This is a genomic window from Roseateles albus (genome assembly GCF_028595345.1).
Lineage (GTDB): Bacteria > Pseudomonadota > Gammaproteobacteria > Burkholderiales > Burkholderiaceae_C > Paucibacter_A > Paucibacter_A albus.
In genome coordinates, this window is record NZ_JAQQXT010000004.1 from 136,423 (window position 1) to 162,921 (window position 26,499).

Sequence of the window (26,499 nt, forward strand, 5' to 3'; positions counted from 1 at the left end):
TCCAGCGCTTATGCGGGCAATGTAGCGCATCGTTGTGACAAATAGGCTTGGTAGCTACCCCCGGTTTGGGTGGTGGGCGGCCGAAAATTTTCTACAGCTTGGCGGCCTTGCCGGCCTCGCTGAACTTGGACTTCACCTCGGCCACGCCGTCGATGATTTGCCCAATGACACGCACATGGCGTTTGAACTGAAAGTCCAGTTCGGCCATATGGCGCTCAATGGCTTCGCCAACATGGGATGACACGGTGTCGGGCGGCAGGCGCAGCCAAGCTTCTGATTCCGAGCCGTCGCGTTCCACCGTCGCACCGGCGTTGCGTGCGATTTTGAGCATGGCGCCGTTCTCGCTCAGTGCATGGATGAAGAGCGTGTCGATGCCGCGGTTGCGTGCGTGTAGCGCAGCGCGCTCAAACAGGCGCGCGCCCAAGCCGCGGCCCCGAGCCTGACTCAAGACCGAAACCCCAAACTCGGCCATGGCGGGCAGGCCGGCGCGTTGCGGCTGTGGGGAGTAAGCCAAGTGCGCCATCGCAATGAGTTCGAGTTTGCGATTGAAGATGCCGAAAACTTCGTCCCGGTCAAAATCCATCGCCATCGCGTAGCGACTGATTTGATCGTCTCCCGCTGCATAGCCAAAGCGCAGGTAGCGGTCACGCTCGGTTAGCGCCAGCAAGTGCAAAGCAATCCGCTTGCGATGTTGCCGGCCCAGAGAGCGAATCGGTATCCAATTGCTCATGCGCTTCAAAGCGGCCGAGGGTGCCCATGCGGCAAGCGCACCGACGTTTGAACTTGCGGGTTCAGGCGGTGTTGTGCTGTTGCTTGGATTGGGCTTGGACTTCATGCGATGGTGCGAGGCTAGACGAGAGGCTGAATTATTGGTGTTAACCCTGATTTTAACCCAGAGCCGGCCAAAGCCAGCTCGGAGGTCGATTTGTGTCGCGGGCTTGCCGAGCCTAGTAATTTTCGGCGACATCCTGCTAGAATGGTCGGCTTTTCCGTATTTGGCTGCGGGGAAGAAGTTTTTGCGTTCGGCGTGAGAGGTTGCGAGAGCGGGGTAGTTGGAGCGGCATCAAGCTGCTTTGGCGGGCCTAGTTCCCAATAAGCAACACCGAGCGAAGTCGAAACGTTGGCCGGGCTTTTGCCTGGTGGGCGAAAGTAAATGGACGCAAAAATCTAAATCAGCCATCCGACCGCTGAGTTCCGTTTTGGAGCCAGCATTCGAAAGTAACTCATGAAGACCTTCAGCGCCAAACCGGCAGAAGTGACGCACGAGTGGTTTGTGATTGACGCCACCGACAAGGTGCTCGGACGTGTTGCCAGCGAAGTGGCACTCCGTTTGCGCGGCAAGCATAAAGCCATTTATACGCCTCACGTAGATACCGGCGATTTCATCGTCATCATCAACGCAGAAAAACTGCGTGTCACTGGCAACAAGGCCAATGACAAGGTGTACTACCGCCATTCGGGCTTCCCAGGCGGCATTCACGCCACGAAGTTCAAGGACATGCAAGCCAAGCATCCAGGCCGCGCGCTGGAGAAGGCTGTCAAGGGCATGCTGCCCAAGGGTCCTTTGGGCTACGCCATGGTGAAGAAGCTGAAGGTCTATGCCGGTGACACGCATCCGCATGCCGCTCAGCAGCCCAAGGCTCTGGAAATCTAAGGAACGATGATGATCGGAAACTGGAACTACGGTACAGGCCGCCGCAAGTCGTCGGTCGCTCGCGTCTTCATCAAGAAGGGCACTGGCCAAATCGTTGTCAATGGCAAAGCCATCGGTGACTATTTTGGTCGTCAAACCTCCATCATGATCGCCAAGCAGCCTTTGCTGTTGACGAACCATGGTGAGACTTTTGACATCAAGGTGAATGTTCATGGTGGTGGTGAGTCGGGTCAAGCCGGTGCATTGCGCCACGGCATCACTCGCGCGCTGATCGACTATGACGCAACTCTGAAGTCCGAACTGAGCCGCGCTGGCTTCGTGACGCGTGATGCGCGTGAAGTCGAGCGTAAGAAGGTCGGTCTGCACGGCGCTCGTCGCAGGAAGCAGTTCAGCAAGCGCTGATCCTGCTCGGTTTGCCGTCTTGGACTTGGTTCAGCGACGGCAAGCTCACAACAAAGCCGCTCCCGTTTACGAGGGCGGCTTTTTTTTGAATTGAGCATTTCGGCCTGCTCGCGAATAACCCTGTTCCAGTACGGGCTCGCCGAGCGTGGCATCATCCGAACACAGGTCAAATATTTGTCTTTTGTTTGCATGGACAATATCGGCCGAAGTGCAATTACATCAGGAATCCATATGAGCGCAGTTCTTGAATCTCCAGCGGCCGATGCCGATGCAATGCCCGTGCCCTTGATCTTCACCGATAGCGCCGCCGAAAAGGTGGCCGACTTGGTGGCCGAGGAAGGCAATCCTGAGCTGAAGTTGCGCGTGTTCGTGCAAGGTGGCGGCTGCTCTGGCTTCCAGTACGGCTTCACCTTCGATGAAGCGGTCAACGAAGACGATACACAGATGCACAAAAATGGCGTGACCCTGTTGATCGATGCGATGAGCTTGCAGTACCTGGTCGGCGCGGAAATCGATTACAAGGAAGATCTGCAAGGTGCGCAGTTCGTGATCAAGAATCCAAATGCAACGACGACTTGTGGCTGCGGATCGAGTTTTTCGGCCTGATCGCGGGCATTTGCCCTCAATAAAAAACCGCCAAATTCAGGCGATTTTTTTATGCTCAGGCCGGATAGAGGGCGCCCAATAGGCGTGGTCCCAGAGCGCCGGTTGCCGCAGCCAAGTTGCCCGGCAGCTGACGCAGATGACGCATGGCCAGCCAGGCAAAGGCCGCCGCTTCCACTTGCATGACCGGCAGCCCTCGCGCATCGCTGGTCATGACCTGTGTGTGCGGCAGCAGGGCCTGCAGCCGCGTCATCAACTGCGTGTTAAAGGCGCCGCCACCGCAGACCAGCAGTTCTGTGGTATTCGGGCTGTGCTGCAGAAGACTTTGCGCGATCGTCTGCGCGCTCAACTCCAGCAGGCTGGCTTGCACATCTTCCTGGCGCAGATCGGCGTGCTGCAGTCGGCTGTCCAACCAAGCCCGGTTGAACAGATCTCGCCCCGTGCTGCGCGGAGGCGGCAAAGTGAAGAAGGGCTCGGCAAGCAGTCTGTCCAGCAGCGCTGTCGAAACCTGACCCTGCGCCGCCCAGGCGCCGCTCGCGTCAAATTCGTGACCCAGATGTTCTTGGATCCAAGCGTCCATCAGGCAGTTGCCCGGCCCGCAGTCAAAGCCCAAGGTACTGCCGTCTGCACCCAGCAGGCTGATATTGCTGATGCCACCGATATTGACAACGGCAATGTCGCGCCCGACCTGGCCAAATTGCGCCCGGTGAAACGCCGGTACCAGGGGGGCGCCTTGCCCCCCGGCCGCCACATCGCGGCTGCGCAGATCACAGGCCACGGCCACGCCGCTTTGCTCCGCCAGTAAGGCGCCGTTCAAGAGTTGTGTGGTGTAGCCACAGCCATCGAACTCGCCGGGTCTGTGCCTGACGGTCTGGCCGTGGGCGCCGAGCGCCGCCACCTGCGCCGCTTGGATGCAGCAGGCCTCCAGCAGCTGAGCGACCACATCGGCATAGGCGCGCGCCACCGCATTGCCGGCCAGCGCGGCCCGGTGTAATTCATTGTCGCCAGGACTGTTGAGTGCCAGCAGCTCGTCTCGCAGCGGTTTGCTGAAGGGTTGATGCAGGTGGCCTAGCACTTGCATGGCTGTGCCGTCTGCTGGGAATCGCGCCAATAGCGCGTCCACTCCGTCCAGCGAGGTGCCGGACATCAAGCCAATGAAGAGCTCGCTACTCATCTGCGGCGAGCCGCCTATGGGTTTCAGTCTGCGCCGCTGACGCCGCCGTCCATGGTCTGAGCGACGCTCAGCTGCGTCTTCACGCTGGCGACGGTCTGCTTGAACTGCGTGCGAGCGTAATTGGGCAGAGTGACGGCTTCCGAGGCGCGTGCGATTGCGCGCGGGTCTTGGTGGCTGCCCTTGACGCGGAATTCAAAGTGCAGATGCGGGCCGGTGGCCCAACCCGTTGCGCCGACGGCGCCAACTTTCTGGCCCTGTTCAATGCGCTGACCCTTCTTGACGTCGATGCGGCTCAGGTGAGCGTAGACCGTTGTGCGATCGCCGCTGTGGCGAACATGGACGACATTGCCGAAACCATTTTGCCAACCGGCAAATTCGACCGACCCATCTCCGACGGTACGCACGGGCGTCCCGGTGGGGGCGCCGTAGTCAACGCCGAGGTGCTGGCGCCAGGTTTGATGAATCGGGTGAAAGCGCATCGAGAACCCGGAGGTCACGCGCGAAAACTCCATCGGGCTGGCCAAAAAGGCGCGGCGCTTGCTTTGACCGTCAAAGCTGTAGAAATTGCCCTTGCCGGTGGCGTTGTCTTTGAACCAGACGGCCGAATGGGTGCGCCCGTTGTTGATGAATTCACCTGCGATCAGCCGGCCCGCGAAGTTGTCCCAGCTGACGTTTTCGCCGTCGGCGGTCATGCTTTCATAGACGACGGAAAAACGGTCACCCTTGCGCAGCTCGCGGTGGAAGTCGATCTCGCCCGAGAACATATCGGCCATCTGAGAAGCGATCGCATCTGGGATACGCGCCTCGTCGGTAGCAGCGAACAGCGAGCTTTGGATGCTGCCGCTGCCCAAGCGAATTTGTGCCTGCAGCGCTGCCGTTTCCAGCTTGGAGACAAAGCCCTTGCCTTCGCGTGTGATGCTCAGACGGCTGAAATGAGTCGCTTGCTGTTCAGCCTTTTCGGCCGGAAAGCGCACCACCATTGTTTGAACAATGCCCGAGGCATCGGCCGTCAATTGCACCGACTTGCCAGCGCGGCCTTGCAGCGTGCGCCGTGCCAAAGGGTCGTTGCGCAAGAACTGGGCGGCAGCAGGGTCAAAAGCGCCCAGGCGTTTGAACAGGCTCTCGACGGTGTCGCTGCTGCGAGTCAATTCGCTGCGGCTCAGGCCAATCTGATGTTCGGCCAAGGCTGAAAGCTGTGCGTCTAGGTCATTGGTCTGCACCAACTCCGCCAGCGTGCGCTGAGGCAGGTCGCGTGCATCGGGTGCGAGCGGTGCAATACCAAAGGCGGTCACGGCGAAGCCGGTCAACAAACCCACCACGGTGCCGGTCAGCGCGCGTGGGTGGCGAGCGGCAAAGGCGTCGGCTCGCGCAAAGGCCTGGGCCGCGGCCACTTTCACTTCAGTCATCCGGTCGGTCACGTTGCAGAATCCCTCGTTGCTCAGTCAGTGGCGATAGCCGATGCTGGCTGACAAAAAGCGGCGCATCTTTGTTCGAGTCGCGTCCACTAGAATTGGTGTCTTTGCTGCCGCCCCCCTACTTTTGGGGGTGCCGGCTTCAAGCTAGGCGCGAGTATACCGAGTTGATCGGCGCGTCAAACTCTAGAAAACCCCATATATCAAGGCTTTAGCCGAGGCTCGACTGCTGCTATGTCCGAAATCCGAACTTCCGTGACACCTGCTTTTCCCGTCACCGACCGCGTCCGCGAAGCCTTTGCCGTCAGCAAGCGCGCCTGTGATGAGCTTTTGCCCGAAGCCGACTGGCTGCAAAAGCTGGCCAAATCCGAGGCCACCGGCGTGCCGCTGCGTATCAAACTGGGTCTCGACCCGACCGCGCCCGACATCCACCTTGGTCATACCGTGGTGCTCAACAAGCTGCGCCAGTTGCAGGATTTGGGCCATCAGGTGATTTTTCTGATCGGCGACTTCACTTCGATGATCGGCGACCCGTCAGGCCGCAACGCAACGCGCCCGCCGCTGACGCAAGAGCAGATCAAGGCCAATGCCGAGACCTATTACGCCCAGGCCAGCCTGGTGCTGGATCCGGCCAGGACCGAAATTCGCTACAACTCCGAGTGGAGCGACCCGCTGGGCGCACGCGGCATGATCCAGTTGGCGGCCAAATACACGGTGGCGCGGATGATGGAGCGTGATGATTTCACCAAGCGCTTCGCCGCGCAAACGCCGATCTCGGTGCATGAGTTTTTGTATCCGCTGATGCAGGGCTATGACTCGGTCGCCTTGAAGAGCGATATCGAGTTGGGCGGCACCGATCAAAAGTTCAATCTTTTGATGGGTCGGCATCTGCAGCAGGAATATGGCCAAGAGCCGCAGTGCATCTTGACCATGCCGCTGCTGGAAGGTCTGGACGGCATCGAGAAGATGTCCAAGTCCAAGAACAACTACATCGGTATCAGCGAGCCGGCCAACAGCATGTTCGCCAAGGTCTTGTCGATCAGCGATGTCTTGATGTGGAAATGGTTTGCGCTATTGAGTTTCAAGAGCGAGGCCGAGATTGCGGCGCTGAAGGCGGAGGTCGACGCGGGGCGCAACCCCAAAGAAGCCAAGGTCTTGCTGGCCAAGGAAATCACGGCGCGCTTCCACAGCGCCGAGGCGGCCGATGCGGCGGAGGCCGATTTCAACAACCGTGCGCGCGGCGGTATTCCGGACGATATTCCTGAAGTCACGCTGAGCGGTGCGCCTTTGGGCGTCGGCGCGATGCTCAAAGCGGCCGGCTTGGTCGCCTCGGGCGGTGAGGCCACCCGCATGATCGAGCAGGGCGGCGTCAAGATCGACGGCGTCACCATCAGTGACAAAGCCTTGAAACTGGAAGCCGGCAGTTTTGTCGCTCAGGTGGGCAAACGCAAGTTTGCCCGTGTAGAGCTCAGTTAAGGCATTTTGATCGGCCGGGGATAGGCGCCAGGCTTTGGCATGACCTTAGGCTTGGAGGCCATCTCATGCTTCAGATGGGCGATCGCCGCATCCAGCTGCGCGTCGCCACCCAGGAAGGTGGCGCGTGGTGGGTTGTCCACCTCAATGTCCGGCTTGACGCCTATGCCCTCGATGATGAATTGACCATCGGCCGTCATCTGGCCGCTCTCGGCTGCCCGCATGATGCCGTTGTCCAGCAAGCGGTTCTGATCCGACAGCCAGACGCCCGCGCCCGAGGTCGTCTTGCCTATCACCGGTGCCAGCCCTAGGCGCTTGATGCCCTCGGCAAAGGTCTCGCCGTCGGAGTAGGTCTCCTCGTTGGCCAGCACCACCAAATGGCCCCGGAAGGCGTGCTGCATATTCGAGCTGGCCGGCGGCGCGCCTTCGGGCGAGCGGCGCTGCCAGAAGGCCCAGGCGCGGCGCATGAGCTTCTCCAGAATCCAGCTGTCAATATTGCCGCCGCCGTTGAAGCGCACATCGATGATCAGCCCCTCGCGGTCGCTGTGGGCATAGAACTCGCGGGCAAAGTCGGCAATATCCTCTCGCCCCATCGCGCGCAGATGCAAATAGCCGATGCGGCCGTCCGAGGCGGCCTCGACGGCGCGTGCGTGTGCGTAGCGCCAGTCACCAAAGCGCAATTGCTGTTCGCGCCGCTGCGCCACCGGGGTGACGACGGCCTGCTTGTCTTTGCCATCAGTGCTAAGCAGTTGCAGCAGCACCTGCTTGCCAGCCTGGCCGCGCAGCAGCTCGGAGGGATGGGCGGCGTCCAAGGCCTTGCGGCCATTCACGGCGGTGATCACATCGCCGACCTGGATGCTGACGCCCGGCGCGGCCAAGGGCGAGGCCTCGCTCGGCAGCTCCGGGTCGCTGCGGTAAATCTGCTCGACGCGCCAGCCGTTCGAGGCGCGCGTAAGCCGGGCGCCCAGACCCGCCAATCCAGGTGCAGCGGGCTCCTCGGCGGCAGCCCGCACATCGCCGGCACCCACCTGGCTGTGCAAGGCGCTCAACTCGCCGACCATCTGCGCCATCAATTCGGCCAGCTCAAGGCGGTCGGTCACGCGCGCCACCAGCGGCTCGTACTTGGCCCGCATGGCCTGCCAATCGACGCCGTGCATCTGCTTGTCGTAGAAATAGTCGCGTTGCATGCGCCAGCCGTCGGCAAACATCTGCTGCCACTCCAGCTTGGGGTCGGTGGCAATCTGCCAATCGCTCCACTTGATTTGAAACTTGGCCGTCTCGGGTGGTAACTTGGCTGTCGCCTCGACCAGCAAGATCTCCGCCGCCGCGCCCGGCGCCGCTGCGCGCACCAGCATCAACTTCTTGCCGTCGGCGCTGAGTTCGAACTCGCGCACATCGGAAGCGACCGTTTCGGGCGAGGCTCCCAGCCGGTCGATGGTGACCGTCTTCAGGCTGCTCTTGCGCTCGGGCGAGCTGCTCGCTTCGCTTTCCAGCCACCACAGGCGCTTGCCATCAACGCGCAGCTCGCCGTAATTGGCCGCAGGCAGCGGCAGCTCAAACAAGCGCTCGGCCAGGCCGGCCCAAACGATGGCGGGTTTGGAGGCTGGTTTGGCGTCTGCCTTGATGTCAGGTTTGGCCTCCGCTTTGGCTTCACTCTTGGCTTCACTCGGGGTCAACTCATCCCGGGGGGCGAAAGGGAAGCTCTGGCCCGGCTGCAGGGCTAGTGCATAGAGCTTGCCGCGCTTGTCAAAGAAGGGGCCCATATTGCGGTCGCCCCAGGGGCCGCTATTGCCGGTGACCGAGAAGTTGCGCTGAGAGGCGAAATAGAGCCAGCGCCCATCGGGGCTGAAGGCCGGCGCTGCGCTTTCATAACGATCACTGCTGACGGTGTGGGTCTTGCCGTCCGCGACGCTGTAGAGCCGCAGCTGAGCCCGTCCGACCGCGCGCAGCGGCTGCGTGAAGGCGAGCGCTTGGCTGTCGGGCGACCAAGTCAGGTGCTCGATGTCTGCGGCCAGCTTGTCATGGCCGATCAGCCGGGTGGCTGCCGTGCCGCTGGCCTTCAGATCGGTCAGGAACAAGTGCCCTTCCTTGTCGGTATGGGCCAGGTAGCGGCCATCGGGCGAGGGCTGCAGATCGCTGCGCTGAGCGGTGGCCCCAAAAGTGATTTGTTCGCCGCCACCCAGGCCGTCGGCGGGCAAGCGCCAGACCTCGCGCTCGCCGCTGAAGTCGCACAGCGCAAACACCTGGCTGCTGTCGGCGCTGAACACGCTCTTGTGGCAGCGGCTGGCGGCCGGCTGCACCAGCTCGGCCCGGCGCAAGTTGCCGGTGCCTTGCGTGGCTAGGCGGCCGCGGCTGGCCAAGAGCACGCGCTCGCCGTTCGGGGCCAGCGTGGTGCCGGTCAGAAAGTCTTGCGGCTTCTTGATCCAGCGTTGGCGCTGCTGGTCAAAGTCACCCGTCAAAGTGAGCTTCAAGCGCTGGCCCTGGTCGGCTGTGGCCGCTTCCAAGTCGAGCAAGTAGATGTCGGCACCGACCGCGACGCTGACGCGCGTGCCGTCGATCGAGGCATGGCGAATGTCCCAACCCTTGAAGCGGCTGTGCTGGCGCAGGTCCTGGCCCTGTGGGTTGACCGACCAGAGATTGACGGTGCCGTCGCGGTCGGACAAAAAGGCGACCCGCTCACCCGTGGCGCTGCGGTAGGGCAGCGGCCGAGAGTCGTTTGCACCCTCGGCAAGCAGCGGCCGGGCTTCGGCGCTGCCGCTCAAATCCATCGTCCAGAGCCGCGCGATCGCACCGCCCCGGTATTGGCGGGCGTTGTCGCCGCGCAGGCCGTTGCGGGTGAAATAGAGCTGCTTGCCGTCGGCGCTGAGCGCGCCGTCGCTGGCCTGGCCCACCGGCAAGGCGCGGCGCTGTGCGGTCTTGGGGTCCACCGCATAGAGCTGATTGATCGGTTGGCCCGATTGCGAGGGGCCGCTGTAAATCACTTCGCCGGCCGGGCCGAAGCCCCAGACCTTCTGGGCCGAGCCTTCCCAGCTGAGTCGTTTGGGCACACCGCCTTGGATGGGCATGATGTAGACATCGGCGGGGCCGTCGTACTGGGCCACAAAAGCAAGCCATTGGCCGTCGGCCGACACGGCGGGCATGCTCTCGGCGCCGGGGTGCGTGGTCAAGCGCTCGGCCCGGCCGCCGTCGGTGGCGGCGCGCCAAATGTCACCCTCGGCGACCAGCAAGAGCTGGGTACCTCGCAACGCCGGCTGGCGATAAAAACCTTCGGTCTGTGCCTGGGCCGGCAATTGCAATGCGACCAAACAGGCCGCCGTGAGAAGACGCAATTTCATCAAGCAATTCCTTGTGGGAGGATGTGTGCGGCGGCGCTGGTGGCGCAGCCGAGGCATTGTCAGCGATTCGAGATGCCCGAGGTGACGTGGCCTGCCGGTACATGGGGCGCGGCGTTAGCGACATGACCGGCCTGGTCATCGAAGAAGAAATCGGGCTCGAACTCGCGCAGGAATTCGCCCTTGGCAAGGCCGCCCAGGAACATCGCCTCATCAACCTCTATCTGCCAGTTCATCAGCGTGCGGATGGCGCGTTCATGCGCCGGCGCGCTGCGGGCCGTTACCAGCGCCGTGCGCACCCGCATCGGGCCACTCGGGTTTTGCTGCAAACGCTGCAAGGCTTCGAGCACCGGCTTGAACGGGCCGGCCGCCAGCGGCGTGTTGGCGTGTGTGGACTCGTGACTTTGGAAAGCAGACAGGCCATCGCGCTGGAACACCTGTTCGGCTTCGTCGGAAAACAGCACGGCGTCACCGTCAAAGGCGATGCGCACTTCAAAGGGATGCTCTCCCGAGGCTCGCGCCGACAGCGGCAGCACCCGTGCTGCGGCCACGCCGGCGGCCAGCGCGGAGCGCACGTCGGCTTCGTTGGTTGACAAGAAAAGCTGCGCCTTCAAGGGCCGTAAGTAACGCCAAGGCGACTCGCCACGGGTGAACACACCGCGTTGTATGCCCAGGCCGAAATGCGCCGCCGAGCGGAACACCCGCATGCCCGAAACCGGGTCATTGCGTGACAGCACGACGATCTCGACCTGAGGCCGCTCCTGCGAGTTGAAGGCCAGCAACTTGTTGACCAGCGAAAAGGCCACGCCAGGCTTGGCCGGCAGGTCGAGCCGACTTTCTTGCAAGGCCATATAGGCGCGGTCATCGCCGGCCTCGAACAGTTCGTTCTCTTCTTCAAAATCAAACAGCGCGCGGGACGAGATGGCGACGACCAACTGCCCGTCCAGATTGGCTGCCATGGTTTACTTGACCCAGGTGTTCAACTGGATGATAGGCATCAAGACGGCCAAGACAATCATCAAGACGATGGCTCCCATCACCACAATCAGAATCGGCTCCAGCAAGGTGGCGGCAGCCATCGAGCGGCGTTGCACCTCGACGCTGAGCTGCTTGGCGGCACGCTCCAGCATCTGCGGCAATTGCCCGGTCTGCTCACCCAGTCGGGCGAACATCGCCAGGATGCCGGGGAAACGCTTCTTGCCGGCCAAGGCCGAGCCCAGTGGCGCACCTTCGCGCACCTGCACCAGCGCGTCGAGCGCGTCGGCCCGCATCGCGCGGTTCGAGAGCGTCTCGGCCGCCGCCTGCAAGGCTTTCAAAATCGGCACACCGGCGCCTGCCAGCATCGCCAAGGTACTGGCAAAGCGCGCCGCGTTGTAGCCGCGCGCTAGCCGCCCCAGCAGCGGCACTTGCAAGACGCCGGCATCAAAGCGCTGCCTGAAGGCTTCGCCGCGCAGCGCCGCCGACAAGCCCATGCCGCCGGCGACCAGGGTCAAAATCATCAGCCAGCCCCACTGCCGCACAAAGGCGCTGATGGCTAGCATGGCGACCGTCAGAAACGGCAAGGCCCGCTTGGAATTCGTGAACACGGTTGCGATCTGCGGCACCACATAGGTGACCAGAAAGATCACGATCATCACCGAGATCAGCGACACGATGGCCGGGTAGGCCATCGCACCGACCAGCTTGCCGGACAGGTCTTGGCGCTCCTCCAAATCGTCGGCAAGCTTTTCCAGCACGTGGCCGAGCGCGCCACTTTGCTCGCCTGCCGCGACTACGCCGCAGAAGACCTCGTCGAACTCGCGCGGCGCCGTCGCCAAGGCGCGTGCAAACGAAGCGCCGGCATTGACCTCGGCCTTGAGTTGCGATAGCAACTCGCGCTGACGGGCGTCCTCGCATTCGTCGGTCAAGGCAGTCAGCGCCCGCTCGACGGGCAGGCCGGAGCCGACCAGACCGGCCAACTGCCTTGTCCAAACGGCCAAAGCCGTTGCATTGAAGACCCGCCTGGTGAAGCGGCTGCCGCTGGCCTGGCCATGCTGCTGCACCGTCTGTAGGGTCAAGGGCACCTGGCCTTGCGCGCGCAAGAGCGCTCGCGCGGCGCGCGGCGTATCGGCCTCGATCAGGCCGCTGACGCTGCGCCCGGAGGCGTTGAGGGCTTCGTATTTATAGGCCGGCATGTTTTCTATTCACGCGTGACCCGAATCACTTCTTCGGCGGACGTAATGCCGGCCGCCACCAGGCGAGCACCGTCGTCGCGCATCGAGCGCAGCCCGCCCGCTTGCGCCGCCGCCAGCAATTCGCTCTCGGCCGCTTGGCTGTGAATCAGTCCACGCACCTTGTCATTGGCGATCATCAATTCATAGACGCCGGTGCGGCCCTTGTAGCCGGTCTGGCTGCAGGCATCGCAGCCAACGGGATGGTAGTGGCCATGTTCATCCGCGCGTTTGCACACCGGACATAACTTGCGAACCAAGCGCTGCGCGAGCACGCCCAAGAGGCTGGAGCTGAGCAAGAAAGGCTCTATGCCCATATCGGTCAAACGTGTTACCGCGCTCACCGCGTCATTGGTGTGCAGCGTGGCCAGCACCAAGTGGCCGGTCAGCGAGGCCTGGATGGCGATTTGTGCGGTTTCATGGTCGCGGATTTCGCCGATCATGATGACGTCCGGGTCCTGCCGCAGAATCGCGCGCAGCGCCTTGGCGAAGGTCAGGTCGATCTTGGCATTGACCTGTGTCTGGCCGATGCCGCCCAGCTCGTATTCGATCGGGTCCTCCACCGTCAACACATTGGTCGTGCCCGTGTCCACCGTCTGCAAGGAGGCATAGAGGCTGGTGGTTTTGCCGCTACCGGTAGGTCCCGTCACCAAGACGATGCCGTGCGGCTGCTGCACCAGGCGCTTGAAGCTGCTCAGCACATCGCCGCTCATGCCTAAGCCCTCGAGCGTGAATTTCGATTCACTCTTGTCCAGCAGTCGCAACACGGCTCGCTCGCCATGCGCCGAGGGCAACGTCGAGACGCGCACATCGATGGCGCGCCCGCCGATGCGCAGCGAGATGCGGCCGTCTTGCGGCAAGCGCTTCTCGGCGATATCCAACTCTGCCATGATCTTCAGGCGCGAGATCAGCGCGGCATGCAGACCACGGTTGGGTTGCACCACCTCGCGCAGCGTGCCGTCGACGCGAAAGCGTACCGAGCTGGCGCGCTCATAGGGTTCGATATGGATGTCGCTAGCGCCATCCTTGGCGGCCTGTGTCAGTAATGCGTTAAGCATGCGGATGATGGGGGCGTCGTTGGCGGCCTCCAGCAAGTCCTCAACCGCCGGCAAGTCCTGCATCATGCGGCTCAGATCGACCGCGCTTTCGACCTCGCCGATCACCACCGCCGCGCTCGACTCAGAGCCCGCATAGGCCGCGTTGATGCGCTCGCTCAGGGTGCTGCGAGGTTCTTGCTCGAAGCGGTCAAGGACGTAGAGCCGCTGCACCTCGGACAAGGTGGCCAAGCTGACCTCGGGCGGCGCCCACAGCACCAGGGTGCTGCCGTCGTCTTCCAGCAGCACGGAATTGGCCTTGGCAAAGGCGTAGGGCAGGGGGTGGCGGATGGCCATCGGATATCAATCTAAAAGGATGGGCGATCAGGGCTGCTGCTGTGGCTGCGGATCAACCACGGCCTTGGGCGGCTTCATGCCTTCGGAGGCTGAAGCCGAACCCGGCAGAGCCGGCAACACCGGCACGCCGGTATCGGGCAGCACAAAGCTGGGGGCCGGCTGAGATTTTTGTTGCACAGCGCGAATCGACTCGTAGCGATCCAGCGTCATCTGGTCGGCTGTTTGCTGGTCACGCATCACCACCGGGCGCAGGAAAACCATCAAATTGGTCTTTACCCGCTTGCGGTTCTCGCTCTTGAACAGCGCACCCACCAGCGGCAAATTGCCCAGTCCAGGCACCTTGTCGTCACCGTCGCTGTATTCGTCCTTGAGCAGGCCGCCCAGCACAATCGTCTGTCCATCGTCGACCACCACGGTCGTTTCGATCGAAGCCTTGTCGGTGGTCGGCCCCAGGCTGGAGGTGCCCGGCACCACGGCGGAGTTTTCCTGGAACACCGTCATGCGCACAGTCCCGTTTTCACCGATCTGGCTGCGAATGCGCAGCGTCAGGCCGACGTCCTTGCGATCAACGGTTTGAAAGGGGTTGACTGCGCCGCCGGCGCTGCCGGTATTTGAGAAGGATCCGGACAGAAAGGGCACGTTCTGGCCGATCACGATCTTCGCTTCTTCATTGTCCAGCGAGACCAGATTTGGCGTTGACAACACATTGGCGCCGGCCTGTGACTCCAGGAAGTTGGCGATCGCGCCCAGCGTGTAAAAGCTGCCCAGCTTCTTGAGGAATCCTAGATTGAAGCCCATGGGCGCGGGGCTCGCCGTAAGCGCCTTCCCAACGCCTTCTCGGCCGCCTGCTACCGCCAAGGAGCCATTGATGATATTGCTCGATCCAGTGCCGAAATTGGTGCCCACGCCCGTAATGACGCTGTCCCCCTTGTCGCCAAACAGGTTCTGCCATTGCACGCCGAATTGCGCCGCCTTGCTGGCATCGACCTTGACGATCATGGTTTCGACATAGACCTGCGCACGGCGCGAATCCAGTTGGTCAATGACGCCACGGATCTGGCGGTAGAACGGGCCTGAGGCCGTGATGATCAGCGAGTTGGTGGCCGGATCGGCCTGTACAAAACCGCCGGTCGAGGGACCTTGGCTTTGCGCCACCGGCGTGGTGGCCGCCGTGGAGGGGCCGCTGTTATTGCCCTGGCCCGCGCCGGTCAGCGCGGAGCCACCCAGATTGCTGCCGATGCCGCCGCTGTTGCTGCCGCTGCCCGAGGCATTGCCCAAACCGCTGCTTGCGCCGCTCGCTCCACCGGACCCGCCCGCAAAAGCAGCCCTGAGCACGGTCGCCAGCTTGGTCGCGTCTGCATTCTTCAAATAGACCACATGGATATTGCTGCCGGTGCCGCCGTCGCTGGGTGGCTGATCGAGCTTGTCTATCATGCCGCGCGCCATCGCCATCCGAGCCGGATTGGAGGCGCGCAGGATCAAGGCATTGCTGCGTGGGTCGACCAGCACACTCAAAGACCCGCCGGCTTGGCCCGGCACTGCAGCCGCACCGCCGTCGGCCAACTTTTGCACCAAGGCGGCCAAGTCCGAGGCGACCGCATGCTTGAGCGGCACCACCTCGAGGTCTGTGCTGCCCGGTGTGTCCATGGTGGTGATGATGCGGCCCAGGCGCTGCAGATTCTCCGCGTAGTCGGTGATCACCAGGCTGTTGTTGCCCGGATTGGCGTTGATGGTGTTATTGGGGCTGATCAGCGGCCTCAACACGGCCACCAGATTGTTGGCGTTCTCGTGGTTGAGGCGGAAGATCTGCGTGATGATTTGATCGCCACGCACATTGCTGGCGCCAACTGCGACCGAGCCCGCCTGCAGCTTGGCATCGGCTTCGGGCACGACCTTGTACATGCCGGTGTTCTCAACCACCGTGAAGCCCAGGCCGCGCAACGCCGCCAGGTAGTTCAGGTAGGCCTCGCGCACGGTCAGGGGTTGCTCGCTGTAGAGCGTGATCTGGCCCTTGACGCGCGGGTCGATGATGAACTGGCGATCCATCATCACGCCGATGGCGCGGGTGACGGCCTCGATGTCGGCATTGACGAAGTTCAGTGTCACCGGCGTTTGGGCCTTCAAGGCTGGGCCGCGTGTGCGATTGCTGGTCTGCGGCAAGCCGCTCGCGGGCTGAGCCCAAGTGGGGTTGACCAAGGCCAAAGCCAACAGCGAGAGTCCAGCCTGCCGAGCTCGGCGCGCAATTTGCGGGCGCATTTTCATTGTCATCCGATCGAAATGACGGAGCGCGCGCCTTGGCGGCGTCCGATGATATTCAGTAAGTTATTCAGGGCCGCTTCGCGTCCCGGTGCTGCCGATGCCTCGCCCAGAAAGCGGGCCTTGCCTGCCCCCATGGTGCCTTCGCCTGACAGTAGCAGGGCGCCGTCCAGCGTGATCAATGTGAGCGTGCTGATGCCTGCCTTGGACTCATCGCTGCTTTGCGCTGCCAGCGTGAAACGATAGCTGCCCAAGGGGGCCAGCGTGGAGATGCGCGAGGATAAATTGATCAGATCCAAGTCCAGTTGACCAAACTGGCGCCAGCGCCCTTGCACCCACTCCAGTTTGAAGTCCCGTGCAGTCAAACGGATAGAGCCGCCCAGCTGCAAGGTGTTCCAAGGCGTGCCCAGGCCCGCCAGCAAGCCGGCCGGCCAGCGAGCCAGCCAATCCGCATGGCTGATCAGCGCGACCTCAAACCGACCCCAGCCGGGCCGAATCTGCAGTTGCAACTCGCCATTGATACAGCAGTCTTGGCTGGCTTTCAATGCCAGCGCCATGCCTTGCACATGCATGGACCAGCGCAGCCGGCCGGGAAGCAGACTGGCGTCGCGGCTGTCCAGGCCGCCGGTCAAGACCAGCACGCCGCTGCCGTTCCAGATGCTGCCGCGGGTGTCGGTGATCAAGACATGGCCATTGCTGGCCGAGGCCACGCCATGGGCCAACCAACTGGCCGGCGCAAACATGATCAATGAAAGCAGACCACCGAGTACGGCGCCGGCGATGCTCCAGCGCAAATTGGTTTGGGTGCGGCCGCGCCAACTCGGCTCAATCTGACGCGAGTCTTGCCATTGGGTTGGTGCCAACTCGGTCAGCGGCGCCTCGTTGCGGCGGCGCCGGCTGAACCATGATTTCATCGAGAAGGCAGTCATGGTGCGGCTCCGCTGAGCATCAGCACGATGGTGCCGGTATAGCCATTCGGGCTGCGTTGCAATTTGGCTTCCAGCGGCCGGGCGCGAGCGGCGCTGCGTACTTCGCCGAGCCAAGCCTGCAGAGGCTCCGCACCGACGCCGTTGACGCTCAACACCGCCCGGTCGCCGTTGACGCTGAGCTTGGCGGCCGGACCGAGATGCTCGCTGGCTGCTTGCAAGGCCTGGGCGGCGAGGGCGATCGGCACGGCCGGTGTGGCGCGCAGTTCGCGGGCTTCGGCGGCCAGTGCTTGCATCTCCTGCAACTGCAGCTCCAGCGCTTCCAACTGCGCCGGTGCCTGGCGCAGGCTGCGCAGACCGGGCTGAATGGCAATCAGCCAAAGTAGCAGCAGGGCCAATATCCAGGCGACGAACTGTAGCGCCAGCTGCTCGCGGTCGGCCAGCGCCTGCCAGCGTGTTTGTGCCTGGGCTTTGAGCGCCGGCCAGTTGAGGGTTTTGGGCTGGTTCATATTTTGTTTGCGCTCAGGGCGTTGCCGCCGCCAAGGCCTTGTACTCGGCTCAGCGTCAGGCGACCTTCAACAGCGTCGAGCTGCCAGCCTTCACTGCTCAACTGGCTGCGGAACTGCTGGATATGGGCTTCGCTCCATCCCGTCGACGAGAGGGTCAGTCGGCCGGATTCGAAGGACAGCGTTTCGACCGGGCCGCGTTCGGCCGGCCAAGCGGTGGCCGCCGCCGCCAGCAGGGCTTCGAGGTCTTGATCACTGCTGCGACCCGCCATGGCACGCAGCTGATCGGTTTCGCGCTGCATCTGTACCGGTGCATCGCGGATCGCGCGCACCTGCGGGAAGCTGGCAGTGAGCGTGCTATCCATCGTGGCGCGCTTGGCTTTGAGTTGCTGGTTTTGCTGCCAAGCGAGCAGATTCAGGCCCAAGACCTGCACCGCCACCAGACCGGCCAAGCCCCAGCGCACCGGCCGCCAATTGCGCCGCATCAGGCCGCGCAGCAGATGGCGCAGGGCCCGGATGCCACGGGTGCGCGGTGCCAGTTCGAACTGGCGCAAGTTCCAGGGGCTGTCGATCACGGCCAAGGCCCGCTCGGCGGGTGTGATCACATTGACGGCCGTGCCCAGCCAGCGTTCGGACTGAGCGGCCACTTCGGGCGCGGCCGTCCACTGCGACATCTGCACCAGCGAGGCCGGGAAAAGTTGGCGCGACAGGCTGCCATCAAGCGGCAAATTGGTCACCCCCTCGGGGTGGCTCCAGCGCAGAGCGATCGGCGTCAACTCGTTGCCGGTTTCGTAAAAATGCCCGCGCGGTGGCGCATCGGGCCAGGCCAGCGGCGACACCCGGTCCACAAAAACCTGGGCCGCCTCCAAGGCCGTCAAATGCTGTTGCAACCATGCCCGCGAGGTGATCGCGACCCAGGCGACGTCACCCCCGGAGGCCTCCGATTCGACCGCGAAATGCAGGCTATCTGCATCGTCAAGCAAGGACTCTTCCAACATGCCCGCCAGCGCGGAGCGCATTTGCCGGCCCGCGCGCGGCAGGGTCACGCGCTGCCAAGAGAGATCGGACTCGGCCGGAATGGCAATCACCACATCTGCGTGTGGCAACTGTGCCGCCGCGCGGCTGCCTTGGGCCGAGATGCTGCTGCCGTCGGTGGTCAACACATAGTCGTAGTCGCGCCCGGGCACGGCGCGGCCCAGGCCTTCAAGGGTCTGGATGCTGCGGCCTTGGGCATGCAGGCGACTGCGGGCTGGCAGGAAGAGGAGTAATGTCGTACTCATGGATGCGGTGGAGCCTATCTCATTCTAGAAGTCTGACAATTTCAAGTCCTCTGAAATCAAAGACTTAGAGCGGCTATTTGTAGTGCGCACGCAGCAATTCTGAGGCATCAAGGTTTAGTTTCCAGTCGGGGTACTACGCGTTGACGATCCAGCACAATGATTTCTAAATCGCGCCTTTGTACCAAAGAACGTTCCTCCAGCACCCGCTCCTCCAGACGCAGGCGCCCGTTGACGATGAAGAAGGCAGAGTTCACCGAGGCCCGCTCGGCCGTTACCACCACGCCCTTGGGGAAGAAGTCGGCGCTATCTTCCAGCTTGCTCAGGGGCTTTGACTGCCGGGCCTGCACCAAGCGTTCGGCAGAGGCCAGATCCATGCCGTCGAATAAGGCAGCAATGACCTCGCGCGGCGCGGTGTTGAGATTGACGGGCGTGGGGATGGGCAAGAGGGTCAGCAGCGGACTCAGGCGCTCGATGGTGTCGGCACTCAGGCCGAACCAAGCGAGCTGGGCGATGTTCTTCGGCTGCAAGGGTATCTCGGCTTTATCTCCGCTTGATGACGGACCTTCAGATTCGGCCTTGACGGCATAGGCGCTGCGCAGCTTGCTGATGATCAGGGCCGCCGTGCCAGGCGCCGCACCGGCGCTGACGACCAAGCGCTCCAGGACTTTTTGCTCCAAGGGCGGCACCACCTTGCCGCTGAGCAGGTGACGAAGGTTGTAGCGCGACTGCGCGTCTTGCAGGCTGCCGGACAAAAAGGCTTCCGGACCGTCGTCAGCAGTGTTTTTGTCGGCAGCTAAAAAGGTCGAAAGGCGGGCCTCGGCCAGCGGCACGGACCAGACTTCACCCAGGTGATCGACGGCCTGCTCGCCCCGCCGCTGCGCGTCACGGTCGGCGCGTGCGTCTTCGCGCAGGATCAAACGGGCCCAATCCAGCGAGCCTTGCAAAATCCAGCTGGCCTGGGCGCGAGCACGCTCGGCCGCCTCGATTTGCACCGCGCGGTACTGGCGCCAGACCATGGCCGAGGCCAGCGTCGCGACCAGGGTGACGATGATCATCGCGGTCAACAAGGCCGCACCCTGCTGGGATTCAAACCGCCGCCTCATGACTGCGGCCTCAGTTCAACCTGGCGCGTCAAGGGCCCGCCAAAGCCGCTGCCCGGGCCGAATTGGATCAGCATGCGAATGCCGCTGGGTAGGGCCTGGCGGGGCTTTTCCGGCGGGGCCGCGCCCGATGCGCCGGACGCAGGCGGCAGCGGCGGGGCAGTCTCGTCGTTGCCGCTGGACAGGCAATTGCTCCAGCTATTGCCCCGGTAGCAGTAGAGCTGCCAGCCTGAGACGCCTTCCAGCGCGCGCAATTGGCCCGCATCTTGGGCCAGCAACTGCGCGCCGCGCTTGAAATTCTCTTCCAAGGGGCCGACCGTTTGCACGGGTTTGCTTTCCCAGCGATTCAGAGCGCCGCCGCGCACGGACCAGACGACGACTTGGATGCCTTGCGGGTGCTGGCGCGTCAGGCGCAGGCTGGCACCGTCAAAATTCAAGGCATCGACGCTGCCGCTGTCTTGAATCGAGCGGAGATCCTGTTCCCACTGAGCCAAGACGGTTTGAAGGCGTGCGCTTTGATCGAGGTTGGTCTGAGCGATCTCGCGGCTCTTGATCAAGGCATCAAGACCGCGCCACGCCATCATGGCCAGGGTGGACATCACGACCAGGGCGACCAGCACCTCGATCAAGGTAAAACCTCGGGCCCGCTGCATATCAGTAGCGGCCCATGATGGTCGAGATCAGCAGCAGTTGATTGCCGGCCTCGTCACGAATGGCGGCATCGACACGGCGAAAGCTCGGGTTAGGCGTTGGGCGCACGGTGACCTGGCCTTTGTAGCTTTCGCCGAATTGTTCGCAAGCGAAATCGCTGTCGCCGACGCTGGGGAATTGTTTGGACAGCCGCAACTCGGTCAGCTGATTTTCGGCGCACCACTGCGCCGCGCTGATGGTGCGCAAGCGCCCCGCGTTCAAGGTCAATGCGCCGGCAGCCTTGACGCCGGCGGTCAATGCAATCGCCACGATCACCAGCGCGACCAAGACTTCTATCAAAGTAAAACCGCGCACTGGCTTCATGGCGTTGGTGCTGGGGCCACTTCGAACGCCGACAAGCCATCGGTCGCCAAGACGATCTGCTGAGTGCCCAGGCTGAGCTGCAGGCGCTGCGCGCCAATCATCGGCTCCGGGCCCAGGTTGATGACGTTCGCACCGGCAATCTGCACGGCGACCGGCTCACCGAGCCAGCGCTGCGGCAATATGATCCGTTTGGGCAGACCGAGGAACTGGAAGTCGTCGCCAGTGTCTTTTTTGCTCGGCGCCCATTGCACAGGCAGCCCGGCGGCGCGGCTTTCGGCGCGGGCGGTTTCGAACAAGGCGGTCAGGCGCTCCGCCTCGCGCTCCAACTGAGCGGCGGCCGGGTCGCGCAAAGACAGGCTGACGGTGGCCGTCGCGATCGCGATCAAGGCCACGACCACCAAAAGCTCGATCAGAGTGAAGCCATGAGCCCCAAGGCTACGGCCGGCTGCGATCACAGAGTCACTGCCCAGAGCGGCACAACACTTATTGCCAAGAACCGATGTCGGCGTCATTGCCCTCGCCACCGGCGCGGCCATCGGCACCGAAGCTGTAGACATCGATCTCGCCCTTGATGCCGGGGTTGGCATATTGGTAGGGCTGCTTCCACGGATCCAGCGGCAGCTTCTCGACATAAGGCTTCCAGTTCGGCGGCGGCGTGCCGGCAGTGGGCTTGCGCACCAAGGCCTCCAGGCCTTGCTCGGCGCTGGGGTAACGTTGGTTGTCGAGCTTGTACAGCTTCAAGGCCTGCATCAGATTGTTGACGTCGGTGCGGGCGGCGGTGACGCGGGCCTCGTCGGCACGGTCCAGCACATTGGGCACCACCAGCGCTGCCAGCACGCCGATGATGACCAGTACGACCAGCAATTCGATCAGGGTGAAACCTGCGCTGCGGCGGAGGTTTCGGCGGCGCGGGATTGAAGGCAGCGTTGCTTGGATATGCATTTGAGCGTGAGCTTGTTGTGGCGAAGATGAAGCTACTGAAACCCACCTGATGAGTGGGCCAGCGGATGAATCATAATCTGCTCATGCTTGCACGAATGATTGCTTTTTTGGTGTGGGGTTTGCTCGCCTGTAGCGGCGGCTTTTGGTTGATCCAATTGCTGGCCAGACCCATTCAAGTGCCGGCTCAGGCTCAACCGGCGCTGGAGCAGCGTGCGGGCCAAGCCGATTTGACTCGCTTGTTCGGCGCGGCAGCGGCTGTGGCGGCCGAGGCGGCGCCGGCCGTTGAGAGCCGTTTCAAACTGCTTGGCGTGGTGGCGCCTAAAAATGCCGGTGCGAGTCAGGCTGGCGGCGAAGGTGTGGCCTTGATCGCCGTCGACGGCGTGGCCCGTACTGTCCGCGTTGGTGCCTTGGTGGACGGCAATTTGCAACTGTTGTATGTGGACGGGCGCTCGGCCAGTTTGGGCGAGGCGGGTGTGGTCAGCATGACTCTGCAGATCGCTCCTCTGGCTGCTGCCGCAACCGGTGCTTTGCCTGCTGCTCAGCCCTCACCGGTGGTGCTGGGCTCCTACGCGCCGCCGCCCATGGCGCCGGCACAAGCGCCGCTCGAAAGCCAGCCTCGGCCTTTGCATGATCCGGCCGGGCCGTCCTCTACACATTAAGCATAGGCATTAAGCATTAAGCTCATTTAAGTCGGTCAGCAGGGCCGCCGCGCTGCGAATCATCGGCCAGGCCAATGCCGCGCCGGTGCCGTCGGCACTGTCCATACCGAGCTCCAGCAAGGCCGAGGCATGAAACATGGCCAGCGCCTCATCCAAACCACGGTGCCCATGGCTGCGGCAAAAGACCGCGTAGTCGGTCACCGGGGGCGCAATCTTGGCGGCAATTTTCAAGGCCGCGCAGGCGGTCATGCCGTCGACGATGATCAGGCTGCGCTTAGACGCGGCGACCAGCATCGCGCCCACCATCACGGCGGTCTCGAAGCCGCCAAAGGCCGCCAAGACCTCCATGGGGTCGTTGACATTGCGGTGTCGGGCCTGCGCCGCCTGCAAGACGTTCAGCAAATGAGCGAGGTCGTCCTGGCGCATATCGGGGCCAGAGATGACAAAGTCGCGCAAGGGGCAATCCATCAAGCGCGCCAAGACCAGTGACGAGCTCTCGTCCGAGCCTTGGCCCATGCCAGCACAGGCCAGCACATTGCCGGTGAGCTTGTCGGCTACCTCCATGCCGACGCGCACACCCGCATGGGCTTGCTCCAGGCTCATGGCGGCCGTGACCCGCGCATTGCGCGTGCCGTGAGCGATCTTTCGCGCCAGCAGTCTTGCGTGCGGTGCCAGCGCCTCCGCGATACCGCAATCGACCAGCACCAACTGCAAGCCCTGCAGGCGCGCAAAGACAGCCAGTGGCAGGCGGTTTTGCAGGGCCAGCAGAGCTTGCTCGCGTGTGCTGCGGCCCCATTGGCTGCCAATGCCGTCGACCGCCAATCCATGGTCGGCAGCAAAGAGCGTCAAGGCCGGGTCGCGAAAGCGCGGCGTGAGGGAGTTCTGAATCAGTCCGAGCCGCACCGCCAGTGGCTCCAACTCGCCGAGCCCGCCGGCAATTTCCCCATGTCGATCAACCCGGTCTCGCAGTGCCTTTTCCAGTGCTGGATTGGCCGTCGGACTGATCAGGGACTGTTGAATGGGCATTGACGGTTGGGCGCGCTGCAAATGAGGAGGCTGGATTTTGAGGACGGGGCCGCGCTTTGCGCATCCGCACTTGCCCCTGTCCGCGCTGACGCTTTATCCCAGGAATTGCTTGTAGACCGGGTTGTTGGACTCGTCCACAAAGGGGTAGTTCAAGGAGTCCAAAAATGCGCGCAGTGCGGTGTTGTCGCCGCGCGGAACCTGGATGCCGACCAAGATGCGACCGTAGTCGGCGCCCTGGTTGCGGTAATGAAACAGGCTGATGTTCCAGTCTGGGTGCATGGAGCTCAAAAAGCGCATCAAGGCGCCGGGCCTTTCCGGAAATATGAAGCGGTACAGGCGCTCGTTGCGGGCTAACTCGGAGCGGCCGCCGACCATATGGCGAATATGCAGCTTGGCCAACTCATCGTCGCTCAGGTCCAGTGTCTCGAAGCCATGTTTGGCGAAGGTCTTGGCCAGCTTCAAGGACTCTTCGCGCTTCTGGGTGGCGATGCCGACAAAGATATGGGCTTTGTTGGCGTCCGAAATGCGGTAATTGAATTCGGTGACGCTGCGTGGGCCCAGCAGTTCGCAAAAGCGTTTGAAGCTGCCGCGCTCCTCGGGGATGGTGATGGCGAACAGCGCCTCGCGGTGCTCCCCCACTTCGGCGCGCTCGGCCACAAAGCGCAGGCGATCGAAGTTCATATTGGCGCCGCAGGTGATGGCGACAAAGGTCTGGCCCTTGCAGCCATGCTCGGCCACATACTGCTTGATGGCCGCGACGCCCAAGGCGCCGGCCGGCTCCAGAATGCTGCGGGTGTCTTCAAAGACATCCTTGATGGCGGCACATACCGCGTCGGTCTCCACCAGCACAAAGTCGTCCACCAACTCGCGGGTGATGCGGAAGGTTTCTTCGCCCACCAGTTTGACGGCCGTGCCGTCGGAGAAGAGACCCACATCGGCGAGCGTGACGCGCTTGCCGGCCTTGACCGAGCGCACCATGGCGTCTGAGTCCTTGGTCTGTACGCCTATGACCTTGATCTCGGGGCGCAGCGCCTTGATGTAGGCGGCGACCCCTGAAATCAGCCCGCCACCACCAATGGCAACAAAAACCGCGTCAATCGGGCCTTGGTGCTGGCGCAAGATCTCCATCGCCACAGTGCCCTGACCCGCTATCACATCGGGGTCATCGAAGGGGTGTACAAAAGTCAGCCCTTGCTCGCGCTCCAGCTCCAGCGCGCGCCCGTAGGCATCGGTGAAACTGTCGCCATGCAATACGACTTCACCGCCAAAGGACAAGACTGCATCAATCTTGACCTTGGGCGTCGTGACCGGCATCACGATGACCGCGCGGCAGCCGAGCTTTTTGGCCGACAGCGCCACGCCCTGCGCATGGTTGCCGGCGGAGGCGCAGATCACGCCTTTGGCCAAGCTTTCGGCGCTCAGGTTCACCATCTTGTTGTAGGCGCCGCGCAGCTTGAAGCTGAAGACCGGTTGCTCGTCTTCGCGCTTTAAAAAGACCTTGTTGCCCAAGCGTTTGGACAGGCTTTTGGCCGGCGACAGCGAGGTTTCGATGGCGACGTCATAGACGCGCGCGTTCAAAATTCTCTGCAAGTAGCTGTTGTCGCTGGGAATCAGAGCTGGCAGTGCGGACTTGCTAGCCTTGGCGGCCTTTGCGGGCCGAGGTCTTGCGGGGGAGGGGCCAGCCATGAAATCTCCGATGCCAAACTATTGCGGTGCAGCATGATAAGCGAGTGCTCTCATCTCATTGCTGTCCAGCTGGGGCAAAAAAAAGCCCAAGCTTTTGCAAGCTTGGGCTGAATCCACCATGGAGGCGGTGGAGGAGACAATCGGTGCGAGGCAAGCAGTTCGGTATCACATCAGAATACCAAGCGGAAAATACCGCTTAGAGACCACTTGCTGATTTCGCTTGGGTCTGATTTTAGCCGGAAGTTATGCTGCGCTGCAATATTTCCTGGTGAATACTTGAGTCCCTGTGAAGAAACGCTGCCGCAGAGGCGGCAAAAAATGGAGAATTCTTATGGAGTGCACGATCAATTGGATGGGCGCAGGTGGTATGGCTTTTGTGGCCGAAACCGGCAGCGGTCACATGCTGGCGATGGACGGTGCGCCGGACGGCGGCGGTCGAAATTTGGCGCCTCGTCCCATGGAAACCGTGTTGGCCGGCACGGGCGGCTGCACCGCCTATGACGTGGTGTTGATCCTCAAACGCGGGCGCCACGATGTGACCGGTTGCCAAGTCAAACTGACTGCCGAACGGGCGCCGACCGAACCCAAGGTCTTTACCGCCATCCATATGCATTTCCTGGTGACCGGGCGCGGGCTCAAGCAAGATGTGGTGGAGCGCGCGGTAGCTCTGTCGCATGAAAAATACTGCTCGGCCAGCATCATGTTGGGCAAAACGGCGGCGATGACGACCTCGGTCGAGCTGATCGAAGGATGAGCTGCGGGGCTTGCTAAATGTAATGTGCGGTGCGGGTCATCACGCGTGCTGCCAAACGCATCAGTTTGCCCAGCGGGGCCGACAAGGGGCGCGCACCGGCGTCCAGGGCTTCTGCGGCGTGGCGGGCCTCTTCCTCTTTCATTTGCGCAACGATGGCGCGCGAGCGCAGGTCATTGAGCGGCAGGCGTTCGAGGTGAGTGGCCAGATGCTGCTCCACCTGGCGTTCGGTTTCGACCACAAAACCCAGACTGTTGCGGTCGCCGGCTAGGCCCGCCAAGCTGCCAATCGCAAAGGCGCCGCCGTACCACAGCGGGCGCAACCGACTGGTGTGGCTGCCTAATTCATCAATGCGTTGCTGCGTCCATGCGAGGTGATCCAACTCTTCTTTGGCGGCTTGGGCAAAGTGGGCGCGTAAATCAGGGTCGCGTGTCAGCAGGGCTTGGGACTGATACAAGGCCTGCGCGCAAATTTCACCCACATGATTGACCCGCATCAGCGCTGCGGAGAGCCGGACTTCAGCGGGGCTCAAGGCGGACTCGTCGACAATGGATTTTGCTGGGGAGGCTCGCGCGGCCGGTGGTTTGCCGAACACAGTCCTCAGCCCATGGTCGGCGCTGGCCAGCAGCAGATCCAGTTTTGAGAGCTTGATGCGAGAGGTCATGGGTGTCGGTGGGGAGCGAAGAAGCGGGTCTAAAGTCC

At 62.6% G+C, this 26,499-nt stretch carries 25 protein-coding genes; 6 read left to right on the forward strand and 19 right to left on the reverse strand.

The annotated features are described in order from the left end of the window. Positions 1–91 precede the first annotated feature (91 nt). The gene (locus PRZ03_RS08105) at positions 92–730 is read right to left on the reverse strand and encodes a GNAT family N-acetyltransferase (protein WP_263533700.1); all 639 of its coding nucleotides are present in this window, start codon (positions 728–730) and stop codon (positions 92–94) included. 495 nt (positions 731–1,225) lie between these two features. Between PRZ03_RS08105 and rplM the strand changes: the two genes are divergently transcribed. From rplM to erpA, 3 genes are all read left to right on the forward strand, one after another. Then, complete coding sequence (gene rplM / locus PRZ03_RS08110; protein WP_263533701.1) at positions 1,226–1,654, forward strand: 50S ribosomal protein L13; 429 nt, start codon at positions 1,226–1,228, stop codon at positions 1,652–1,654. A 9-nt stretch (positions 1,655–1,663) separates the two neighbouring features. Next, positions 1,664–2,056: a 30S ribosomal protein S9 gene (rpsI, locus tag PRZ03_RS08115; protein ID WP_263519022.1), complete on the forward strand. Its 393-nt coding sequence runs from the start codon at positions 1,664–1,666 to the stop codon at positions 2,054–2,056. A 231-nt stretch (positions 2,057–2,287) separates the two neighbouring features. Continuing rightward, a complete protein-coding gene (gene erpA / locus PRZ03_RS08120) occupies positions 2,288–2,662 on the forward strand; it encodes an iron-sulfur cluster insertion protein ErpA (RefSeq protein ID WP_263533702.1) in 375 nt (124 codons plus the stop codon). Between the two features lie 55 nt (positions 2,663–2,717). On the opposite strand, the gene PRZ03_RS08125 is transcribed toward erpA, so the two are convergent. Beyond that, positions 2,718–3,833 (reverse strand): anhydro-N-acetylmuramic acid kinase, encoded by a 1,116-nt coding sequence (locus tag PRZ03_RS08125; RefSeq protein WP_273599813.1) that lies wholly within the window; start codon positions 3,831–3,833, stop codon positions 2,718–2,720. Positions 3,834–3,856: 23 nt separating this feature from the next. Beyond that, complete coding sequence (locus PRZ03_RS08130; protein WP_273599814.1) at positions 3,857–5,239, reverse strand: M23 family metallopeptidase; 1,383 nt, start codon at positions 5,237–5,239, stop codon at positions 3,857–3,859. 240 nt (positions 5,240–5,479) lie between these two features. Here PRZ03_RS08130 and tyrS point away from each other — a divergent pair, with 240 nt between their 5' ends. Next, on the forward strand, positions 5,480–6,721 hold the full coding sequence (tyrS, locus tag PRZ03_RS08135) for a tyrosine--tRNA ligase (RefSeq protein WP_273599815.1): 1,242 nt from the start codon (positions 5,480–5,482) through the stop codon (positions 6,719–6,721). On the opposite strand, the gene PRZ03_RS08140 is transcribed toward tyrS, so the two are convergent. From PRZ03_RS08140 to gspG, 13 genes are all read right to left on the reverse strand, one after another. Next, positions 6,718–10,053: a S41 family peptidase gene (locus tag PRZ03_RS08140; protein WP_273599816.1), complete on the reverse strand. Its 3,336-nt coding sequence runs from the start codon at positions 10,051–10,053 to the stop codon at positions 6,718–6,720. The genes tyrS and PRZ03_RS08140 overlap by 4 nt on opposite strands. Positions 10,054–10,112: 59 nt before the next feature. Continuing rightward, positions 10,113–11,009, reverse strand: coding sequence for a 5'-nucleotidase (locus PRZ03_RS08145; RefSeq protein ID WP_273599817.1), 897 nt, complete (start codon positions 11,007–11,009; stop codon positions 10,113–10,115). Positions 11,010–11,012: 3 nt separating this feature from the next. Next, positions 11,013–12,224: a type II secretion system inner membrane protein GspF gene (gene gspF, locus PRZ03_RS08150; protein ID WP_273599818.1), complete on the reverse strand. Its 1,212-nt coding sequence runs from the start codon at positions 12,222–12,224 to the stop codon at positions 11,013–11,015. 5 nt (positions 12,225–12,229) lie between these two features. After that, the gene (gene gspE / locus PRZ03_RS08155; protein WP_273599819.1) at positions 12,230–13,651 is read right to left on the reverse strand and encodes a type II secretion system ATPase GspE; all 1,422 of its coding nucleotides are present in this window, start codon (positions 13,649–13,651) and stop codon (positions 12,230–12,232) included. A 27-nt stretch (positions 13,652–13,678) separates the two neighbouring features. After that, entirely contained in the window at positions 13,679–15,913 is a 2,235-nt protein-coding gene (gene gspD / locus PRZ03_RS08160; protein ID WP_273599820.1) for a type II secretion system secretin GspD, read from the reverse strand. A gap of 2 nt (positions 15,914–15,915) precedes the next feature. Further along, positions 15,916–16,836 carry a type II secretion system protein N gene (gene gspN, locus PRZ03_RS08165; protein WP_273599821.1) on the reverse strand — a complete coding sequence of 307 codons (921 nt, stop codon included), beginning with the start codon at positions 16,834–16,836 and terminating at the stop codon, positions 15,916–15,918. Then, on the reverse strand, positions 16,833–17,342 hold the full coding sequence (gene gspM / locus PRZ03_RS08170; RefSeq protein WP_273599822.1) for a type II secretion system protein GspM: 510 nt from the start codon (positions 17,340–17,342) through the stop codon (positions 16,833–16,835). The genes gspN and gspM overlap by 4 nt, the downstream gene beginning before the upstream one ends. Further along, a complete protein-coding gene (gene gspL, locus PRZ03_RS08175) occupies positions 17,339–18,619 on the reverse strand; it encodes a type II secretion system protein GspL (protein WP_273599823.1) in 1,281 nt (426 codons plus the stop codon). The genes gspM and gspL overlap by 4 nt, the downstream gene beginning before the upstream one ends. A gap of 107 nt (positions 18,620–18,726) precedes the next feature. Continuing rightward, entirely contained in the window at positions 18,727–19,722 is a 996-nt protein-coding gene (gspK, locus tag PRZ03_RS08180) for a type II secretion system minor pseudopilin GspK (RefSeq protein ID WP_273599824.1), read from the reverse strand. After that, a complete protein-coding gene (locus tag PRZ03_RS08185) occupies positions 19,719–20,372 on the reverse strand; it encodes a PulJ/GspJ family protein (protein WP_273599825.1) in 654 nt (217 codons plus the stop codon). The genes gspK and PRZ03_RS08185 overlap by 4 nt, the downstream gene beginning before the upstream one ends. A 1-nt stretch (position 20,373) precedes the next feature. Further along, positions 20,374–20,733, reverse strand: a complete 360-nt coding sequence (gspI, locus tag PRZ03_RS08190) for a type II secretion system minor pseudopilin GspI (protein WP_263533716.1) — start codon at positions 20,731–20,733, stop codon at positions 20,374–20,376. Next, a complete protein-coding gene (locus PRZ03_RS08195; RefSeq protein WP_273599826.1) occupies positions 20,730–21,188 on the reverse strand; it encodes a prepilin-type N-terminal cleavage/methylation domain-containing protein in 459 nt (152 codons plus the stop codon). Before PRZ03_RS08195 ends, gspI begins: the two co-directional genes overlap by 4 nt. Before the next feature lie 28 nt (positions 21,189–21,216). Further along, positions 21,217–21,675, reverse strand: a complete 459-nt coding sequence (gene gspG / locus PRZ03_RS08200) for a type II secretion system major pseudopilin GspG (protein WP_263533718.1) — start codon at positions 21,673–21,675, stop codon at positions 21,217–21,219. A gap of 83 nt (positions 21,676–21,758) precedes the next feature. On the opposite strand from gspG, the gene PRZ03_RS08205 reads away from it, so the two are divergent. Further along, on the forward strand, positions 21,759–22,334 hold the full coding sequence (locus PRZ03_RS08205; RefSeq protein WP_273599827.1) for a hypothetical protein: 576 nt from the start codon (positions 21,759–21,761) through the stop codon (positions 22,332–22,334). 9 nt (positions 22,335–22,343) lie between these two features. Here PRZ03_RS08205 and PRZ03_RS08210 read toward each other — a convergent pair whose 3' ends face one another. Both PRZ03_RS08210 and ilvA read right to left on the reverse strand, forming a co-directional pair. Beyond that, on the reverse strand, positions 22,344–23,360 hold the full coding sequence (locus PRZ03_RS08210; RefSeq protein ID WP_273599828.1) for a nicotinate-nucleotide--dimethylbenzimidazole phosphoribosyltransferase: 1,017 nt from the start codon (positions 23,358–23,360) through the stop codon (positions 22,344–22,346). 93 nt (positions 23,361–23,453) lie between these two features. Further along, a complete protein-coding gene (gene ilvA / locus PRZ03_RS08215; RefSeq protein WP_273599829.1) occupies positions 23,454–25,046 on the reverse strand; it encodes a threonine ammonia-lyase, biosynthetic in 1,593 nt (530 codons plus the stop codon). Between the two features lie 331 nt (positions 25,047–25,377). Between ilvA and PRZ03_RS08220 the strand changes: the two genes are divergently transcribed. Then, a complete protein-coding gene (locus PRZ03_RS08220) occupies positions 25,378–25,800 on the forward strand; it encodes an OsmC family protein (protein ID WP_263533722.1) in 423 nt (140 codons plus the stop codon). A gap of 13 nt (positions 25,801–25,813) precedes the next feature. Here PRZ03_RS08220 and coq7 read toward each other — a convergent pair whose 3' ends face one another. Beyond that, complete coding sequence (gene coq7, locus PRZ03_RS08225; RefSeq protein WP_273599831.1) at positions 25,814–26,461, reverse strand: 2-polyprenyl-3-methyl-6-methoxy-1,4-benzoquinone monooxygenase; 648 nt, start codon at positions 26,459–26,461, stop codon at positions 25,814–25,816. Between the last annotated feature and the right edge of the window lie 38 nt (positions 26,462–26,499).

Coding starts and splice junctions, on each gene's coding strand:
- PRZ03_RS08105 (WP_263533700.1), bottom strand. CDS start 730: ATGAGCAATTGGATACCGATTCGCTCTCTGGGCCGGCAACATCGCAAG.
- rplM (WP_263533701.1), top strand. CDS start 1,226: ATGAAGACCTTCAGCGCCAAACCGGCAGAAGTGACGCACGAGTGGTTT.
- rpsI (WP_263519022.1), top strand. CDS start 1,664: ATGATCGGAAACTGGAACTACGGTACAGGCCGCCGCAAGTCGTCGGTC.
- erpA (WP_263533702.1), top strand. CDS start 2,288: ATGAGCGCAGTTCTTGAATCTCCAGCGGCCGATGCCGATGCAATGCCC.
- PRZ03_RS08125 (WP_273599813.1), bottom strand. CDS start 3,833: ATGAGTAGCGAGCTCTTCATTGGCTTGATGTCCGGCACCTCGCTGGAC.
- PRZ03_RS08130 (WP_273599814.1), bottom strand. CDS start 5,239: ATGACTGAAGTGAAAGTGGCCGCGGCCCAGGCCTTTGCGCGAGCCGAC.
- tyrS (WP_273599815.1), top strand. CDS start 5,480: ATGTCCGAAATCCGAACTTCCGTGACACCTGCTTTTCCCGTCACCGAC.
- PRZ03_RS08140 (WP_273599816.1), bottom strand. CDS start 10,053: ATGAAATTGCGTCTTCTCACGGCGGCCTGTTTGGTCGCATTGCAATTG.
- PRZ03_RS08145 (WP_273599817.1), bottom strand. CDS start 11,009: ATGGCAGCCAATCTGGACGGGCAGTTGGTCGTCGCCATCTCGTCCCGC.
- gspF (WP_273599818.1), bottom strand. CDS start 12,224: ATGCCGGCCTATAAATACGAAGCCCTCAACGCCTCCGGGCGCAGCGTC.
- gspE (WP_273599819.1), bottom strand. CDS start 13,651: ATGGCCATCCGCCACCCCCTGCCCTACGCCTTTGCCAAGGCCAATTCC.
- gspD (WP_273599820.1), bottom strand. CDS start 15,913: ATGAAAATGCGCCCGCAAATTGCGCGCCGAGCTCGGCAGGCTGGACTC.
- gspN (WP_273599821.1), bottom strand. CDS start 16,836: ATGACTGCCTTCTCGATGAAATCATGGTTCAGCCGGCGCCGCCGCAAC.
- gspM (WP_273599822.1), bottom strand. CDS start 17,342: ATGAACCAGCCCAAAACCCTCAACTGGCCGGCGCTCAAAGCCCAGGCA.
- gspL (WP_273599823.1), bottom strand. CDS start 18,619: ATGAGTACGACATTACTCCTCTTCCTGCCAGCCCGCAGTCGCCTGCAT.
- gspK (WP_273599824.1), bottom strand. CDS start 19,722: ATGAGGCGGCGGTTTGAATCCCAGCAGGGTGCGGCCTTGTTGACCGCG.
- PRZ03_RS08185 (WP_273599825.1), bottom strand. CDS start 20,372: ATGCAGCGGGCCCGAGGTTTTACCTTGATCGAGGTGCTGGTCGCCCTG.
- gspI (WP_263533716.1), bottom strand. CDS start 20,733: ATGAAGCCAGTGCGCGGTTTTACTTTGATAGAAGTCTTGGTCGCGCTG.
- gspG (WP_263533718.1), bottom strand. CDS start 21,675: ATGCATATCCAAGCAACGCTGCCTTCAATCCCGCGCCGCCGAAACCTC.
- PRZ03_RS08205 (WP_273599827.1), top strand. CDS start 21,759: ATGCTTGCACGAATGATTGCTTTTTTGGTGTGGGGTTTGCTCGCCTGT.
- PRZ03_RS08210 (WP_273599828.1), bottom strand. CDS start 23,360: ATGCCCATTCAACAGTCCCTGATCAGTCCGACGGCCAATCCAGCACTG.
- ilvA (WP_273599829.1), bottom strand. CDS start 25,046: ATGGCTGGCCCCTCCCCCGCAAGACCTCGGCCCGCAAAGGCCGCCAAG.
- PRZ03_RS08220 (WP_263533722.1), top strand. CDS start 25,378: ATGGAGTGCACGATCAATTGGATGGGCGCAGGTGGTATGGCTTTTGTG.
- coq7 (WP_273599831.1), bottom strand. CDS start 26,461: ATGACCTCTCGCATCAAGCTCTCAAAACTGGATCTGCTGCTGGCCAGC.